This window comes from Pseudoalteromonas sp. T1lg21 (assembly GCF_002964625.1).
In the GTDB taxonomy this organism is placed as follows: domain Bacteria; phylum Pseudomonadota; class Gammaproteobacteria; order Enterobacterales; family Alteromonadaceae; genus Pseudoalteromonas; species Pseudoalteromonas gelatinilytica.
In genome coordinates this window covers 92290-109423 of record NZ_PQBX01000060.1, presented here as the reverse complement: position 1 = coordinate 109423, position 17134 = coordinate 92290, and the positions used below count along the sequence as shown (strand labels likewise).

General features: G+C 42.8%; 18 protein-coding genes. 10 read left to right on the top strand and 8 right to left on the bottom strand.

All coding sequences use genetic code 11. The annotated features are described in order from the left end of the window. Positions 1–10: 10 nt before the first annotated feature. The 5 genes from C2M25_RS14385 to C2M25_RS14365 all read right to left on the bottom strand — a co-directional run bounded on the left by C2M25_RS14385 (position 11) and on the right by C2M25_RS14365 (position 6100). Positions 11–475, bottom strand: coding sequence for a hypothetical protein (locus C2M25_RS14385; RefSeq protein WP_063706437.1), 465 nt, complete (start codon positions 473–475; stop codon positions 11–13). A gap of 14 nt (positions 476–489) precedes the next feature. Next, a complete protein-coding gene (locus C2M25_RS14380; RefSeq protein ID WP_105175279.1) occupies positions 490–1323 on the bottom strand; it encodes a DUF481 domain-containing protein in 834 nt (277 codons plus the stop codon). An 11-nt stretch (positions 1324–1334) separates the two neighbouring features. Further along, positions 1335–1655 (bottom strand): HI1450 family dsDNA-mimic protein, encoded by a 321-nt coding sequence (locus C2M25_RS14375; RefSeq protein ID WP_063706435.1) that lies wholly within the window; start codon positions 1653–1655, stop codon positions 1335–1337. A gap of 119 nt (positions 1656–1774) precedes the next feature. Continuing rightward, positions 1775–4888: an efflux RND transporter permease subunit gene (locus C2M25_RS14370; RefSeq protein WP_105175280.1), complete on the bottom strand. Its 3114-nt coding sequence runs from the start codon at positions 4886–4888 to the stop codon at positions 1775–1777. Between the two features lie 9 nt (positions 4889–4897). After that, entirely contained in the window at positions 4898–6100 is a 1203-nt protein-coding gene (locus tag C2M25_RS14365; RefSeq protein ID WP_229677542.1) for an efflux RND transporter periplasmic adaptor subunit, read from the bottom strand. Positions 6101–6358: 258 nt separating this feature from the next. Between C2M25_RS14365 and C2M25_RS14360 the strand changes: the two genes are divergently transcribed. The 7 genes from C2M25_RS14360 (at position 6359) to C2M25_RS14330 (ending at position 12535) form a co-directional block, all read left to right on the top strand. Further along, entirely contained in the window at positions 6359–7150 is a 792-nt protein-coding gene (locus C2M25_RS14360) for a crotonase/enoyl-CoA hydratase family protein (RefSeq protein ID WP_063706431.1), read from the top strand. Between the two features lie 69 nt (positions 7151–7219). After that, positions 7220–7573: a CidA/LrgA family protein gene (locus C2M25_RS14355; protein WP_063706430.1), complete on the top strand. Its 354-nt coding sequence runs from the start codon at positions 7220–7222 to the stop codon at positions 7571–7573. Beyond that, a complete protein-coding gene (locus tag C2M25_RS14350; protein ID WP_063706428.1) occupies positions 7563–8273 on the top strand; it encodes an LrgB family protein in 711 nt (236 codons plus the stop codon). Before C2M25_RS14355 ends, C2M25_RS14350 begins: the two co-directional genes overlap by 11 nt. A 33-nt stretch (positions 8274–8306) precedes the next feature. After that, a complete protein-coding gene (locus C2M25_RS14345; protein ID WP_105181412.1) occupies positions 8307–9146 on the top strand; it encodes a mechanosensitive ion channel family protein in 840 nt (279 codons plus the stop codon). Between the two features lie 100 nt (positions 9147–9246). Continuing rightward, positions 9247–10398: a PepSY-associated TM helix domain-containing protein gene (locus C2M25_RS14340; RefSeq protein ID WP_105175283.1), complete on the top strand. Its 1152-nt coding sequence runs from the start codon at positions 9247–9249 to the stop codon at positions 10396–10398. Beyond that, a complete protein-coding gene (locus tag C2M25_RS14335) occupies positions 10398–10868 on the top strand; it encodes a hypothetical protein (protein WP_054554318.1) in 471 nt (156 codons plus the stop codon). The genes C2M25_RS14340 and C2M25_RS14335 overlap by 1 nt, the downstream gene beginning before the upstream one ends. A gap of 239 nt (positions 10869–11107) precedes the next feature. Further along, positions 11108–12535 carry a family 43 glycosylhydrolase gene (locus C2M25_RS14330; RefSeq protein WP_105181411.1) on the top strand — a complete coding sequence of 476 codons (1428 nt, stop codon included), beginning with the start codon at positions 11108–11110 and terminating at the stop codon, positions 12533–12535. Positions 12536–12567: 32 nt separating this feature from the next. Here the strand turns inward: C2M25_RS14330 and C2M25_RS14325 are convergent, their stop codons facing one another. Both C2M25_RS14325 and C2M25_RS14320 read right to left on the bottom strand, forming a co-directional pair. Further along, positions 12568–13317 (bottom strand): RIO1 family regulatory kinase/ATPase domain-containing protein, encoded by a 750-nt coding sequence (locus C2M25_RS14325; RefSeq protein WP_063706372.1) that lies wholly within the window; start codon positions 13315–13317, stop codon positions 12568–12570. A gap of 86 nt (positions 13318–13403) precedes the next feature. Then, positions 13404–13868: a MarR family winged helix-turn-helix transcriptional regulator gene (locus C2M25_RS14320; protein WP_105175285.1), complete on the bottom strand. Its 465-nt coding sequence runs from the start codon at positions 13866–13868 to the stop codon at positions 13404–13406. Between the two features lie 127 nt (positions 13869–13995). On the opposite strand from C2M25_RS14320, the gene C2M25_RS14315 reads away from it, so the two are divergent. The 3 genes from C2M25_RS14315 to C2M25_RS14305 are packed head-to-tail and all read left to right on the top strand — an operon-like array spanning position 13996 to position 16350. Further along, entirely contained in the window at positions 13996–15147 is a 1152-nt protein-coding gene (locus tag C2M25_RS14315) for a hypothetical protein (RefSeq protein WP_105181410.1), read from the top strand. 48 nt (positions 15148–15195) lie between these two features. Further along, complete coding sequence (locus C2M25_RS14310) at positions 15196–16086, top strand: dienelactone hydrolase family protein (protein ID WP_105181409.1); 891 nt, start codon at positions 15196–15198, stop codon at positions 16084–16086. 48 nt (positions 16087–16134) lie between these two features. Next, a complete protein-coding gene (locus C2M25_RS14305) occupies positions 16135–16350 on the top strand; it encodes a hypothetical protein (protein WP_105181408.1) in 216 nt (71 codons plus the stop codon). Positions 16351–16426: 76 nt separating this feature from the next. Here C2M25_RS14305 and C2M25_RS14300 read toward each other — a convergent pair whose 3' ends face one another. After that, positions 16427–17134, bottom strand: coding sequence for a TorF family putative porin (locus C2M25_RS14300; RefSeq protein ID WP_063706362.1), 708 nt, complete (start codon positions 17132–17134; stop codon positions 16427–16429).

Here is a 17134-nt window from a genome sequence, read left to right as displayed (position 1 = left end):
ATCTCAGTGCTTATTCAGCTGCTTTCTGTGCATCCAGTGCTGGCTCTGGTTCAGCAATATGCTCTCTAAGCGCAGCCAGTAAACCTTCTTGGTCGTTGGTTCCTAAACGGTAGTGTGTACCGTCTTTCATTGCCAGTTCGACTGCACTGAACCCTGAAACACTATAAACCCACCCATCATGCGTAATGCGCAGGCCTACACCATGACGAAATGAGTTACTTACCGCTCGAACAGACTCAATCTCATCAAAGCTAACGGTTTTACCAAACACACCTGGCCCAAATGCCCAACTTACCGTTTTATCACTTACTTTTATTGTTAAGCCATGGAACAAAAAGCCCACCAGCACTAGAATTGCGCTAAACACCATAAGAGGTATATCGGCGCCAATTAAATTCCAAGCTAAGGCAATAAAAGCGCCTATCCAGCCTAAGATTACAAAGATAAAAATAGCGTACTGCTTATGTTGATACATACGAAGAGATTCTCTTAAAAGCTATAAACAAAGGTCGCACTCAGCTCAGAATCGTATTTGAGCTTATCTTCCTCTGGTTTTGAGTTATAGCGATACATATAGGTAAATTTGAGTGATACATCACCCATAATTTTGCTGATCAATGACGTTTCTGATTTTAAACGCGAGTTTAATCCCGATAACGATTGTTCATAACTCACATCTTGATTAAAGCGAGTACGAGTGGAGACTGTCCGTTCCCACTGCAGCGCTAAACGAAGCAGGTAACCTGTTTTTGTTTCATCTTCTTCAGTGGCTGTATCTTGATCCGCCACTGAGCGATATAAACCCGGCCCCACATCGATATCGACTTTATTTTTACTGCCTTGGTAAATACGGTTACCGTAACCCGTCGCTATGGTGCTCTTAAACTCAAGACCACTAAATTTATCTCGCTCGTAGTCACCATAAATGAAAAATGACTCACTTTTTACATTTAGCTTATAGTTACCTTGGCCTGACACGAAAATACGATCAGCAGAAACTTCTTCATCGCCGGTTTCTTCGTTGCGGTCACGTTTATATAAGGTATCGAGCTTAAATTGGTTACGCCATTTTTCAAAATCTTGATAAAGGTTACCTTTGAGTTTGAAGCTGGTTGAGTTGGTATTGCCACGGCTTACCATAAAACCAAACTCCATATCTCCGTATAGCAATTCGCCTTTATGGATTTGATGGATCTCTTCTTCTGATAGCTGCCCGTATTCGTGAAAGTCTTCAAACGGATCAACAGCAAAAGCCTGCCCACTGCTAACAAGCAAGGCGGCCAAAAAAATTCGTTTTATGGTCTTAAAACTAGAGTCAAACATCGGCTGGAGAGTTATTCGCTATCTTTCCAAAGAATGTGGCAAAACGGTGCATCTTTGTCTCGGCTAATTAAAATTTTCGCAAACAAAATATCTTGATTGTCGAATTCAAGTCCTACTAAGACTTGCACAAATAGCTCAGGTTCAATTTCTAATGCGACAAAATCTTGCCACTGATCGTCAGGCTCACTTTCTTCAATAAAACCTAGCTCTTCTCTGTGCTCGTTAAAATCAGCAATATCTTGCTCGCTTAAGTTATCAGGTGCTAACTCTAAAAAGATATCATACGCCTGATGTGTTACTTCTTCTTCACTGTATAAGCGTGGACCAGCCATTCCTTAAACCTCTGCACATGTGTGTCACTTTTGAATCTGGCTATGATAACAAACCTGTTTTGATTTTTACCAAAAAAAAAGCCAGGTTACCCTGACTTTTTTGTAATTTATAAGACTTTTTACTCTGTGGTTGCTGTGCCTTTTATTTTTTCGCGCATTGATTGCACGAGCGTATAAAATAGCGGAACAAGCAAAGTACCAAAAATGGTTGCCGCTAACATCCCGAATAGCACGGTAATACCGAGCGATATGCGACTACCCGCCCCTGCGCCACTTGCAAACACCAGCGGTAATACGCCAAGCACAAACGACAGTGCCGTCATCAATACCGCTCTAAATCGTAATTTTGCCGCGTTGAGGGCTGCTTCAAAAATACCTTTGCCTGCCGCGCGCTCTTCCATAGCAAATTCAACAATCAAGATAGCAGTTTTAGTGGAAAGGCCAATCAGTAGCACTAAACCAACCTGCGCATAGATGTTGTTTTCCATACCAATCACATACAGCGCAAGCATGGCACCAAATAACGCCAGCGGCACTGCTGCAATGACCGAGAACGGAATTGTCCAGCTTTCGTATTGCGCAACCAAGAATAGATACACAAACACCACCGCTAAACCAAATAAGATTGGCGCCATGTTACCTGCTTCAATCTCTTGTTTAGATTGCCCAGCCCACTCATACACATAGCCTGTAGGTAATTGCTCGGCCAACTCTTGCATCGCTTTAATCGCATCACCACTGGCATAACCCGCTGCCGGTTGCCCGCTAATGCTTGCACTGCGGTATAAGTTAAAGTGCGTTAAGCTTGTTGGGCCTAGGATTGGCTCAAGTTTAGCTAATGTAGTGAGCGGCACCATTGCCCCTTCATCATTACGTACATAGTAGTACTGTAAATCTGCTGGGTTTTGACGAAAACGGCTTTCTGCCTGCATGATAACGCGGTAAGTACGGCTGAACTGGTTAAAGTCATTAATGTATAACGAGCCGAGTTGCGCCTGTAAAGTTAAGAAAATATCGCTAAGCGCCACCCCTTGAGCCTTTGCTTTATTGCGATCAATTTCAAGGAAATACTGCGGCACATTCGCTCTAAATGTACTGTAAACATTTGAAAGCTCTGGACGCTGGTTTGCTTCATAAATTAAGCCATTTAATACTTGAGCAAGCTCAGCAGGCTCACGCCCTTCACTGTCTTGTAATCTAAACTCAAAACCAGCACTGTTACCAAGCCCCGGAATTGCAGGCGGATTAAAGGCCATGATTTGCGCATCTGGCATTGCCCAAAACTGCCCCATTAAACGGGTTAGTACAGCTCGTAAACCAAGCTCTGGGCTGGTTCGCTCTTCCCAGTCTTTGAGTACCACGATACCAAGCGCATTATTAGAACCCGCACCGCCGAGTAATGAGAAACCAGACACCGCAATAAAATCGGTTGCCGCTGGTTCATTTTTAACAATATCCCCCAGCTTGTGCATCACTTCTTGGGTACGACCGCTTGCTGCCGCATCTGGTAATTGCACATCAACAAACAGGAAGCCTTGATCTTCTGCTGGCACAAAGCCTGTAGGCACTGTTTTTACTAGCCACCCTGCGGCAGCAAAAATTACCAGAGCAAATAGTGCCATTCTCGCGCTACGTTTGAGAATAAAGTTAATAACCTTACTGTAACCCTTGGTTGAGCGAGTAATGATGTTTTCAAACGGGGCTAACCACTTAATCGGCTTCATGGCCTTTTCGCTTAACAATAAAGCACACAATGCAGGGCTTAATGTCAGTGCGTTTAAAGATGAAATGAGTACCGCAAAAGAAATCGTCACCGAGAATTGCTTATAAAGCTCCCCGGTTATTCCCGGCATAAAGCCTACTGGCACAAACACCGCAAGCAATACTAAGGTCGTTGCCACTATTGGCCCCGATACCTGCTCCATCGCTTTGGTAACCGCTTCTTTAATTGGTAGCTTTTCTTCTTTTAGTATTCTTTCAACGTTTTCAATAACAATAATGGCATCATCTACTACGATACCTATTGCAAGCACTAAACCGAACAAGGTGATTAAGTTGATGGAGTAGTCCATCATCATCATAAACGCGAAAGTCCCCACCAAAGATACCGGAATAGCCACCGTTGGAATGAGCGTAGCGCGCCAATTTTGTAAGAATAAAAATACCACTAAAATAACCAAGCCCACCGCTTGGACAAGGGTGACAACCACTTCATCAATCGAGCGATTAATGAACTCTGTCGTGTCATAAGGAATTGAGTACTCAACGCCATCAGGTAGCTGTTTAGCAAGCTCAGCCATACGCGCTTTTACATCGTTGGCAACTTGTGTCGCATTCGCTTCTGTTAGCTGATAAATAACTAAGAATGCAGTGTCTTGCTGGTTTAATTTAGCTGTTGTGCTGTAGCTTGCCGCACCTAATTCTATACGGGCAATATCGTTTAAGCGCACAAAGTTACCATCTTTGCTTGAGCGAATAATGGTTTGACCAAACTCTTCAGGGGTTTTTAAACGCCCTTTTGCCTGAATCGAATATTCAAATTGCTGGCTTGGTGCAGAGGGTGCAGCACCGAGTTTACCTGCTGCTACGATGGTATTTTGCTCTTGTAGCGCTGCTTGAACCTCTGACACAGTTAAACCCAGTGAAGCCATTCGATCTGGGCGTAACCATAAACGCATTGAATAGGTTTGCTCCCCCATTACTTCAGCAGAGGCAACCCCATTAATACGGCCAAGTGGCTCGGTTAAGTAATTGGTTGCATAGTTACTTAAGAAAATAGCGTCGATATTTTCTTGATTCGAGTACAAGTTGATACCGAGAAGCATCGAGCTCGATTTTTTCTTAACCGACACACCTTGGCGTTTAACTTCTTCAGGTAACCCAGCTTCTGCAAGTGCCACACGGTTTTGTACGTTAACTTGGGCTATATCTGTGTCTGTGCCGACTTTAAAATACACAGTGATACTTGCCGTACCATTGTTAGACGATGTTGATTCGATATACATCATATCTTCAACACCATTAACTTGCTCTTCTATGGGCCGGATCACCGACTCTTCGACAATTTGCGCACTTGCACCTGGGTAACTAGCACTAATTTGTACTTGCGGAGGGGTTATTTGCGGGTACATATTCACTGGCAGCAAGGCCATTGATATTAAACCCGCAATGGTAATAACAATCGAAATTACCAAGGCAAATTTTGGGCGAGATATAAAAGTTTTACTGATCATATCTCACTCCTAAGAGTTAGCTTTGCTAGAAATAGTGCCGGTTGTTTCATCGACATTTTTTTCAACAGCTTTCACTTCAACGCCTTGGCGAACTTTTTGTAAGCCTTCAATAATCACTCTTTCACCAGCTTCTAAGCCTGACTCAACCACCCACATTGCATTAATACGACGACCCAGCTTAACGATTCGCATCGCCACTTTGTTTTCGTCATCAACAACAAGCACAAACTTACCTTGTTGGTTTTCTTGCACTGCGACCTGCGGGATCAACGCCAACTCTTTTTTGTTCGTGCTTTCAACGATTAAAGTGACAAATAAGCCAGGCATGACAATGCCATCTGGGTTATCGAATGCAGCTCTAAGTTCAACCGTGCCTGTATTACGGTTAATTTTAGTATCAGCAAAATCAAGTACGCCTTTATCAGCGAAAGTCGAGTTGTTCGGTAAGCGTAAAGTTAAATCAATAGGCACATCACGAGGGTCTTTATCTGAGGGTGCTTGATGATTTTGGCGATAAGAGATGTAGTCAGCTTCTTCAACCTGAAAGCTCACATAAATTGGGTCGACATCGGTCAGCTCTGCTAGTTCATTGGATGATGGGCCGACAATATTTCCCACGTCATAGTTTACTTTACCTATGCGCCCTGCAAACGGCGCTCGAATTTCGGTATACCCTAAATTGAGTTTCGCTTTTTCAAGCTCAGCCTCTGCGGCTTTTACCGCTGCAGTGGTTTGCTCAAAATTAGTGGTTAGTTTATCGAGGTCTGATTGTGAAATAAAACCTTGCGCAGCCACATCTTTGCCGCGTTTTAAATCACGTTCAGCGGCGCCTGCTGCGGCAATTTTACTTTTTAAATCAGCTTCAGCTTCTGACACAGTCGAGCGGTACTCAGATGGGTCAATACGCAGTAAGAGCTGATCTTTTTCAACCGATGAGCCTTCATTAAAGTGGCGTTCAATGAGTTCACCCTCAACACGGGCTCTAATCGCAACCTCTTGGAATGCTTCAGTGCGAGCAACAAATTCTCGGTAATTACCAACTTCTTGTGTGACGACATTAAATACTGATACAGCCGGTGGCGGCGTAGCTTGTTGTTGTGCTTTATCATCTGAACAGCCAACCAATGTGGTTGTTAATGCTACAGAAATTGCAGCAAAAGCCAAAGAACGAGATGATTGTTTTGTTATGCGAGCTGTTTTGCGCATCAGCATATATTTACTCCTTGTAGCGCGACTTAAAGCTAAGTCTAGTCGTGTCATGGGATTTTGCGAAAGTATCTAACTAATCACAAAATCAAACTAGCGATGAACTAGCATCTTTGTTTTAAAAATATACACCAATTTGTAACTAAATATATGACAAGGTTACCCATTTTTGGAAAATATAATGATTCCTTGCGACACATCAGCAATTCTTTACTTAGTTGTAATTAACTCGTAAGCTCTAGCAAACAGGTCAGAGGAGTTACCATGATAAAACTAGAAATAAAACAACAAGTCGCATGGGTTAGCCTTGCTCGTCCAGAGAAACAAAATGCGCTCAGTTTTGCCATGTTTGTCGAGCTTTCAAACGTAATCAAAAAAATTAAACGCGATCGCAGCTTACGTGCGGTGGTTATCTCTGGCGAAGGCGAACACTTTTGCTCTGGACTGGATGTTGCTGCGGTAATGAAAAAGCCAAGCAATATCATCAAGCTTTTATTCAAGTGGTTACCAGGAAACCAAAACTTAGCGCAAAAAGTAGTGCTAGGTTGGCAAGACTTAAGTATTCCGGTGATTGCAAAAGTAACCGGACACTGCTTTGGTGGCGGTATGCAAATCGCACTCGGTGCTGATTACCGCATCGTCGATAAAAACGCTAAATTAGCGATCATGGAAGCGCGTTGGGGCTTGTGCCCTGATATGGGGGCTAACGTGGTGCTTGCAGGTTTAATGAAGCGTGACCAAGCACTTTGGTTGGCAAGTCATGCAGGGCCGGTCTCGGCTGAAGACGCAAAAGAGTATGGCTTAGTTACACAACTCACTGATGACGTTGATAAACAAACCGATGCTGTACTAGAAACCCTCATGGCGCGCTCGCCGGATACCCTTGCTGCAATTAAACGAATTACTCAGCAAAGCTACCGTTCACAGCAACGCAAGATTCTCGCTAAAGAAACCTGGAGTCAAATTCGCTTACTGATGAATCCAAATACTAAAAAAGCGATTGCAAAGGCGAAAGGCGCAGAGGATATTCAGTTTAATAATGCCAAATCATGGTAAGCTAAAGTCGCATAGTACAACTGACAAGGGTATGATGTAGTTGTACTTTATTCGCAATTATCCTGACTTATGAAATACCTTATCAGTAGTGTCATTATTCTTACCTGCTTAGCCGTTGCCAAGTTTTTAACGGCTTTGCTTGAAAGCTCTTTCCCTGCCCCGTTACTCGGTATGGTGTTACTGCTCATGCTACTATTAACGGGCCTCGTAAAAGAACAACATTTAAAACCAACAGCCAGCCCTTTACTTAATTACATGCCGTTGTTCTTCATCCCTGCTGGGGTTGGCATTATTGAGCACCTAGGTTTAATTTCGCAGAACTGGCCTTTATTACTGACTATTTTTATTGTCGTGCCACTGACCAGTGTTTTACTCATAGGCACTGTTATCACCTATTTTAAGGGCCGTGAAAATGACAGTTAGTTTATGGTGGCTCAGCGTCCCGTGCATTATTGTACTTTTCTTAGTTCTGCGGTTTTTAAACGCGAAAACCCAGCACGCTACGGCTAAAGCGCTTAGTAATCCTGTGTGCTGGGCAATTGTGTTAACTGCAGCGTTGTTAGTGGCGCTTAAGCTCCCCTATGAGCCTTTTGCCGAGCACAGTAAAGTTTTAAGCTGGTTACTTGAGCCTGCCATTGTGGCATTGGCTTTACCGCTTTATCAGCAATTTATCCATGTCAAAAAGAACCTGCTACTAATCCTTATAAGTTGTAGTTTAGGGGTGATGAATGCCACCTTAGTCGCCTCGCTAATATGTTATTTTTTTGCAGCCCCTGCACAGCTAAGCGCATCTTTAGCAAGTTTGTCTGTCACTACCCCCATCACCTTGTTAGTAACAGAGTCGCTAGGCGGCATACCTTCTTTAGCAGCAGCCATGGTGATTTTTATTGGCGTACTTGGGGCTATATTTGGTAATTTGATTTTCTCGCTTATCAATATCCGCAATGCACAAGCAAAAGGTGTTGCCATTGGTACCGCTTGTCATGCCATTGGGACAGCATCATTAATTAGCGATCAGCCAAAAGCCGGTGCCTTTGCCTCTGTGGCGATGGCATTAAGTGCGCTACTCAGCGCGATAATAGTGCCGATACTTTATCCTGTTATTCAGCATGTTCTGGTATAGTCAGAATTCGCAGTAACCTTGTTAGGAAAACACATGATTGACTCAGAAATTCAGCAAGTCGAAAAATACTACAATCTGATTATGGAATATTTGGTCACCTACAGTATGCAAATTTTAGGTGCCATCTTAATTCTATTTATTGGATTATGGATTGCGCAAAAAGTATCGAATATGGTTGCAGGCCTCATGCAGCGTCACAATATCGATATTACCCTCACCAACTTTGTTAGTAATGTCATCAAAGTATTGCTGATCATTATGTTCTTGGTTATTGCCCTTGGCAAAATTGGCATTAGCGTGACCCCATTTGTCGCTGCCATTGGTGCTGCATCACTCGGTGCTGGTTTAGCAATGCAAGGCATGCTTTCAAACTACGGTGCGGGCCTTGCTATCATTGCAACAAGGCCATTTGTTGTTGGCGATACTATTGAAGTAAAAGGCGTGAGTGGGCAAGTTAAAACCATTGAGCTTGGTCACACAATTCTGATTAACGAAGAAAAAGTCGAAATCACCATTCCTAACAAACATATTGTTGGTGAGATTTTACATAACTCGTTTAGCTATTCATTAGTTAAAGGTGAAATAGACATCGCTTATGATGCCAATGCAGACCTCGCAATTGAGCTTATCGAAAAAGTGTTAGACGATCATGAGCTAGTTAGTGACTCTCCTCATGCACAAGTCGGTATTGAGCGCTTTGCTGAGAGCGGTGTTACCTTGAGCTATCGCTTTTGGGTGCCAACCACCAAAATTATTGAGACCAAATTAGCGGTGAACCGCAATGTATTTAAAGCAATTCAAGGAGCGAATATCGAAATTCCTTTCCCACAACGAATTGTTACCCTCAATCAAACTAATGATAAAGGCGCTTAAAGCGCCTTTTTTGCAGCTCGTCGACAGAGATTGTGTTTGTTCAAAAGATTGTAGTACAATTTAAATGATAACAATTACTATCATCAATTAACGTCGGACTATTTTTACCATGAGTAAACGTCTTTGGTTCCAACTGCATGGTTGGTTTTCGCTCCCAGTATGGGTGCTATTTTGCTTTATCTGCGTCACAGGTACTGTATCTGTTATAAGCCATGAGCTTACTTGGCTGACCAACAGTGAAGCACGCGCAAACAACCCGAATGATTTACCAGCCCTTGGTGTTGATCAAGTTATTAATAGCGTTGAAAAAGCCTACCCGACTGCCGATGTAATGAGTGTACTCACTTATGAGCCTTACTTGGTTAATGCGGTTATTTTCACTGATACCGACAAACCTTACGCTGTGGCTTACGTCAATCAATACACCGGCGAAGTACAAGCGGTTAATGACACTATCTCATTCATTGAGTTTATGCGTACCCTACACGGCTGGCTATTCTTCCCTTGGCAAGAAGGTTACAGCGTAGGTTACTACCTCGTCAGCGCTATGGCTTTTGTTATTTTAGGTGCACTAGTAACAGGCTTAGTGATTTATAAAAACTTTTGGCGCGCATTTAGTCAGCCGAAACTACGTTTTAACCAAGGTAAAAAAACCTTTCTAAAAGATTTACATACCCTAAGTGGTGTTTGGTCAATTTGGTTTATGGCAGTAATGGCACTTACAGGTCTGTGGTATTTGGTGCAAGCCATCATGTGGCATAACGAAATAGACATTGAAGAGCACGCACCGCTCGTGGCAGTGTCAACTTTACCTGCGGATAAACAAACACCGCCAACCGACTTAAAAGCGGCACTGGCTATTACAAAAGAGAAATACCCAGATTTCAAACCTAGCTATGTGATGCTGCCAGAGCATAACCGCGGCATGTTTAATATCATGGGCAGTGGCGATACTATTTTCTACGATAACTACGCTTACTCAACTTCAATTAATCCTTGGACAGGTGAAATTGCAGCAAGCAAGAGCCCAGAAACCATGTCGGGACTACTTACCCTTTCGCATATCGCCGATCCGCTGCATTACGGTAATATTGGCGGTCTGTGGACAAAAGTTATTTGGTTTATCTTTGGTTTGATTTTAAGTGGTATGTCGATCACTGGTTTTATGATGTACGCCGCAAAATTAGTAAATAACAAACCTGTAAAAGCGCGCCAAGCTGCGCCAGTGAATAACGTTCAGGAGGCAAACTAATGGCTCGTTTACAAGCAACTTGGTGGCAACGTAAAAAGTATGTTTTACATGCTGTGGTACTGGCTTTACCTGTATGGTTTATTTATCAGTCATTGAATCCTCAGTTTCCTGCTCTTTGGCAAGAACAACAAGCGGGCGAATTTAAAATCGCTCCAATGCCACTTAATGAAGATGCCCCGTATTCACACCACAATGAGTATGTTAAAGATTTCTTTATCGCCTTTAATCAAGGTGACATAAGCAATGTTCGTCAGGCGTATTTAAATATTGGCCAAGCGCCTTTAGCACTAACGGAGTTTGCTAAAGATGAAGAAGGCATAATGCATGGCACCAATCATGGTCAGCACGCCCATGCGATAGCTCCTAAAACCATATCAGCAGATGATAAACTGTGGATCACCATCCAAACTTGGCAAGGCCAACTGCATACCCTCAAATGGGATATTCCCAGCCAGTTTATTACTCAATAACATTCGAAAAGCCACTCACTGAGTGGCTTTTTTGTATCTCAGCTAAACACTAAAGTCCCTTCCAAAATGGTTTAAGGTAAAATTTTTGTTAATTATTTTTACCGATCACCTTTACAAAAGTAATAATATAATAAAGTATTATAAATAGTTTTCATTTGCACCAATGCTCTTAATTGAGTTACTCGCTGTAGATCAAAACTAATCCAAGGAGCAAAACACACAAGGAAAGCTCAATAACAATGATTTGGAGACACAATGATACTTTCAAAAAAAGCGCTGCTGCGCTCAGCTTGGCAACAACCCTCATACTGCCCAGTGCTTATGCGATTGATAATGGCGTATACACCATTAAATCAAAGTACAGTGCTAAGTTTGTTGAAGTAGCCAGCGCGCAAACCAACGATGGTGCGAATGTTAGTCAATGGGCTGACACGAATCACGACACCCAGCGCTGGTTAATCACCAACATAGGTGGCAGCAACTATTCGGTTATTAACTTAAATAGTGGTAAAGCCTTAGAGGTGTTTGACTTCTCGACTGCCGATGGCGGCAATGTGGTGCAATATGAGTACGCGAATCTTGCCAGCCAACACTGGCAAATTAATGAGGAAGGTAGCGGCTATTACAGCTTTATTAACGATCACAGTGGTAAGGCTCTTGACCTGTATGCTTTTGATGGCAACGATGGCGCAAATATTAGCCAGTGGAGCTACAACGGCAGCGATGCGCAGCAATGGCAGCTAACCAAGCTTGCTAATGTTGAATCAACCCCTTGGGATCCATCAACGACCAATGGCGCTGCAAACCACTGGCCACTAACAGGTAGTTTAGTCACTCACGATCCAACCCTTGGCTATGAAAATGGCACTTGGTGGGTTTTTCAAACAGGACCTGGTATTTACGGAAAATATTCAAGCAACGGTGTTAATTGGAATGATGCCCTACCAATTTTTTCGAATGGTTTAAGCTGGTGGAGTAACTATGTGCCAGATCATGATGGAATTGATGTCTGGGCGCCTGAATTAAAAAGCTACAATGGTCGCAGCTGGCTTTATTATGCTATTTCAACCTTTGGTTCACGTGTCAGTGCTATTGGCCTTACCTCAGCAAGCAGTGTAGCAACCGGTGATTGGCGTGATGATGGTTTAGTCATTAACACGACTAATAGCAATGATTACAACGCTATTGACCCTGATCTTGTGGTGGCAAAAGATGGTGCACCTTGGCTTGCCTTTGGCTCATGGAATTCGGGTATTAAACTAACGCGAATTAACCCTATGACCATGAAACCATTTGGCCAAATCTACTCTTTAGCAAGTCGCTCAGGTGGTATCGAAGCACCTACCATAGTGTATCGCCAAGGTTACTACTATTTGTTTGTGTCGGTTGGCAAATGCTGTGACGGCACGAATAGCACTTACCGCATTGCGTACGGCCGCTCTAGTGACATCCGCGGTCCATACCTAGATAAAAATGGCACCGACATGCTAGCTAGCGGCGGTAGCATTCTTGATGCGGGTAATAGCCAATGGGTAGGTCCAGGTGGACAAGACATTTTAAATACCGATGTGATTGTTCGTCATGCCTATGATGCAGGTGATAATGGCACCCCTAAATTGCTCATCAGCACCCTGAATTGGGATGCGAACGGCTGGCCTAAATACTAGTTCTCCCCACTAAGCGCGTGCAAACGCGCTTTTTACAATCTATCTAAAATACTGCGAATAAAGTCAGAATTAAGAATCTGAGTTACAGCCCCGCTACACCACAAATAGGCACGTTGAATCGGGTAACCTTTAAAAATCCAACGCTTACGCACATGATTAAAGTCGTGCAAATAATCCGCCTTTGTTTGCGGTAACGAGTCATTGGCTAACTTCTGCCACGCCTTATAAACCCCACTCATATCGGCACCACGCATAAAACGCTGTAACCAGCGCGGAAAGCGTGCAAAGCGAATCGCTGACTGAAAATCAATAATGTATGGCTTGCCATCTTTTGAACAAATCACATTTCCCAAATTACGTAAGTCGAGGTGCACCACCCCGCGGCGATGCATTTTTGCGACCAAACGCTCAAACTCTTTAAAGAAATCACTCGGTAAATGCTGCTGTTGCAAGGCAAGCTGGCGAAGTGGCGTGCCTTCAATAAAATCATAAGCAATGGCAATTGATGACAAACGGCAAAAGTTATCGACCACTCCGTCTACGTCTTGCAGGCGTGCCAGCCCTTTGTACTCTTGATTGATAAAAAGCGGCGCGATGGTTTTTCTCACCCACCATGGGCTGTGCTGAAAATCTTTAATAATTAAATCAAATTTCGCGTCTTTATAACGATAAACAATGGCATTGGCAAAGCGGCCTGTGTGAACAACCGACAAACCTTCTGGGCTAAATTGATGAGCTGGAAATTGAGCGTGAAGCTGCGCAAGCAAAGATGATTCAAACATAACAATCCGGACTTGTTAAAATTAAATGCCTAGGCAACTATATTATCAAAATGAACCTTCAGCGACAATGTACCGCTTAGAGAAATTTATGCTTTTAAATTATGAATTGCTCTAAACAACAAGCTTGCGAGTTGCTTTTGCTCATCATCAGAGAAGCCTGTGAGTGCTTTGCGATAGATATCATTTACAGTGGGTAAAATTTCTGGGTAAAGCTGTTGGCCTTTTTCTGTGAGGCATAAAAGAGTTGAACGGCGATCTTCAACTGACTGCTTTTTAGCAACTAAGCCCTTGTCTTCTAAACGAGAAAGTAACCGACTCATGGCACCGCGGTCATACACCATGTGCTCACACACCTCAGCCAAGGTATTTACTTTACCGCGTGCAAGTAGCACAACCACAATGTACTGAGCCGAGGTTAACTCTTTATCCTCTAACGCATTATCAAGATGAGTCACCAGATTTGAACGTAAATAAGAGACTAAGCGACCTAAGTCTTGCACGGGATCTAAATCTTCAATACAGCACTGGCCAATTGATGCAGGTTCTTTCATATTTCCTCTAAAGCGATGAATAGCAATTCATAGACAGTTAATTAGCAAAATAATTCAATCCTATTAGATTGCTTCAACGGCTATGAATAGTGTAGCGTGAAGAAGCGTACTAACTGTCGGGGGCGTTATGCTAACTAAACAACATATTATCAAGTATTTATCTCTTACAATACTGCTACTTCTTTGTTGGCTAGAGCATTATAACCATTTCATTATGCGCTTTATCGACAGCGCCCTTGTACAATCAACCTTAGTGTACGCTTCTTCTCGTACAGTTAATGCTGCTATATCGCTATTGCAATCAGCCGAAGTGGGCATTGGTATTGCGAGTATTCAACCTGCACAACTACTCGACCCAGTAAATGACCTAGCTGAATACATGTCAGATGCTATGCGCCTTGCAATAGGCTCGTTATTTTTACAGCGCATTTTATACACCATTTCTTCTGGGGTTATTTTTAGTGGTGTTTTTACTGTTTCGGTCGTCGCTTATTTTATATGTGAATGGCGTAACTATTTTCCTAACTTACGTCATAAGATTATGGCGAGCTTAATTTTAATTCGCTTTTTAGTGCCTGCTGTGGTGCTTACAACAGGCCTTGTTAGTCAAATATTCTTAGATGAGCAAATAAACCAGCAAAGTGAACTGGTGAGCGAAAAAGTCGAGACGGTGAATAGCAGTGCAAATAATACCTCTGCCCTATCTGCCAAGCTAAAGGCCGAGGTCGATAGTGAAAAACAAACCATCTTAGACAAGCTCTCGCTATTAAATGAGCAGCAGATAAAAAACCACCAGCAAGCGACAGAACTCAAAGTTAAGCTGGCAGAGGTTGATAGCCAAATAGAAGCGATTCAAGCAACTCGCAGCTTGTCTGAGCGACTGACCTTTACTGAGCTTGAACAAGCCAAACCATTACTTGATAAAAAGCAGCAATTAACAGCGCAGTTTAATGCGGTACTAAACCAGCAAAGACAGCTGAATCTTGACAAAGACGCCTTAAACGAACAACTAGAAAACCTTAACGCATCACTCAATCATGACCAATCGTCGCAGGTGAGTAAAATTATAGACACCGTCACCTCTGGCATTAGCAATATGGTAGCTGCCGTCGAAGACTTATTTATCGACTTTTTGAATATCTTGTCACTACTGATTTTAAAACTGTTATTAATGCCGTTGATTTTTTTATACCTATTTAACAAAGCCTTTAAGGCCATTTGGCAGCGCCGCTTTATGGATGTGGTAATACAAACAAAGCAACTGGCTGTTAATCGCTGATATTTCAGCTAAAGTTATAAACCTAACTCGTTTTTAAAGGATATAAGTATGACTGAGCAACGCCATAACCACATTCCCCAAGAAGCTTTCGATTGGTACGATGAATACGCCCATGGCTTGATGGACCGCCGTACCTTTATGAAAAAGCTGGGTGGCTTAGTCGCCCTTGGTTATTCAATGGCAATGCTAAGTAGCGCTTTACTGCCAAACTACGCATTAGCTGAGCAAGTGTCCTTTAATGACCCTGATATCAAAGCCAGCTATAAAACCTTTGACTCGTTTAAAGGCCACGGCGAAGGTAAAGGTTATTTAGTCGAACCCGCTAACTTAACGGGTAAGCACCCATTAGTGTTAGTGATCCACGAAAACAGAGGCTTAAACCCTTATATTAAAGATGTTGCTCGTCGCCTTGCCAAAGCTGGATTTATTGCCTTTGCGCCAGATGCATTACACCCTCTTGGTGGCTATCCTGGTAATGACGATGAAGGTCGCGCAATGCAGCGCTCTATGGATAAAGAAAAAATCCAACAAGACTTTATTGCCGCAGCTGAATACATAAAAAGACACCCAAATAGTAATGGTAAACTCGGTGCGGTAGGCTTTTGCTTTGGTGGTTATATGGTTAACTACCTAGCAGCAGTTGATAGCAAATTAATTAATGCGGGCGTGCCCTATTACGGCACTCCGGCTGTTAAAGAGCTGAGACAAAATATAAAAGCCCCGCTACTTGTACACTTAGCTGAATTTGATAACCGCGTTAATGCAACTTGGCCAGAATACGAGAGCGACTTAAAAGCGCATCAAGTGCCTTACACTATGCATATGTATGAAAAGGCAAACCATGGCTTTCATAACGACTCTACCTCTCGTTATGATGAAAAACAGGCAGAGCTTTCATGGCAGCGCACATTGGCGTTTTTCAATGAGCAATTGATTTAAACAAAGCAATTTCATACACTCTCGAAAAAATTTTAGGCTAGAAAAAAGATGGAATCGCAAGTCAGTTATCGCTTTGACTCACAGCAAACCGCCAATCGGTTTTTAAACAAGCTTAAGCATTGGTCAGTGGCTAAAGTCGCTGCGACTCTTTGCCAAGGTGGTTTTGGCGTGAAAATACGCTACGAAGTCGATACCAGTGGTTTTGATTACACCCTTGCAGAGCTTGATGATTTAGCGATGCAACACGAAGGCGAAGAGATTTAATACTCATTTTCTAGACATAAAAAACGGCTAACCTTGGTTAGCCGTTTTTATTAAAGCTGTGCTAATAAAGTCCTACTTATAAATCAAAGCTGCGAGAAATTGACGCAACGATTCGCTCATCTGCATATTCAGAATCAATGCTGGTATTTTCACCTGCAATTTCAATATCAAAGCCCGCATAGCTCGTTTGATACGCTAAACGATAATGCTTGTATGACTTATCACTGCCATCCCAGCTAAACTTATCGCCATCTAATGAGTTAGAAACATCAAAACTAGCACGAAAAGCATGATTTGGTGCAACTTCAAATGTGTGAGCGACCATGTAAATTAAATGGCCTGCACCGGTGCCAAAATAATCCCAGCTATACCACAAGTTAAATTCTACTTGGCCTATACTGCTGTCGTAACCAAATTTCGAATACACCTCTGGATAATTACCATCGCTCGAGTGATCTTCACCATGATACGAGTAGTAGGCAATACCATAATCAACACTAAGAGCATCGGTTAACTCAGCATAGTTACCAAAGTACACATCCCACTCGATGTCGGTGCCTTCGCCAAAATCTACATTTGAAGCCCACGTACCTACATACATACCTGAATCTGCAAAGGCATAATCTAAGCTACCCTGAATCGCGGGGTCATTCATGGTTTGGCTTACACCATTGAAGGTGTAATCCGATGCCAATGTAACCGTAGTCGATAAGTCAGCCATGGCTGATGTCGACAGTAATGCCAATGGCAACGCTGCTGCTAATACTGTTTGTCTTGTTGTCAT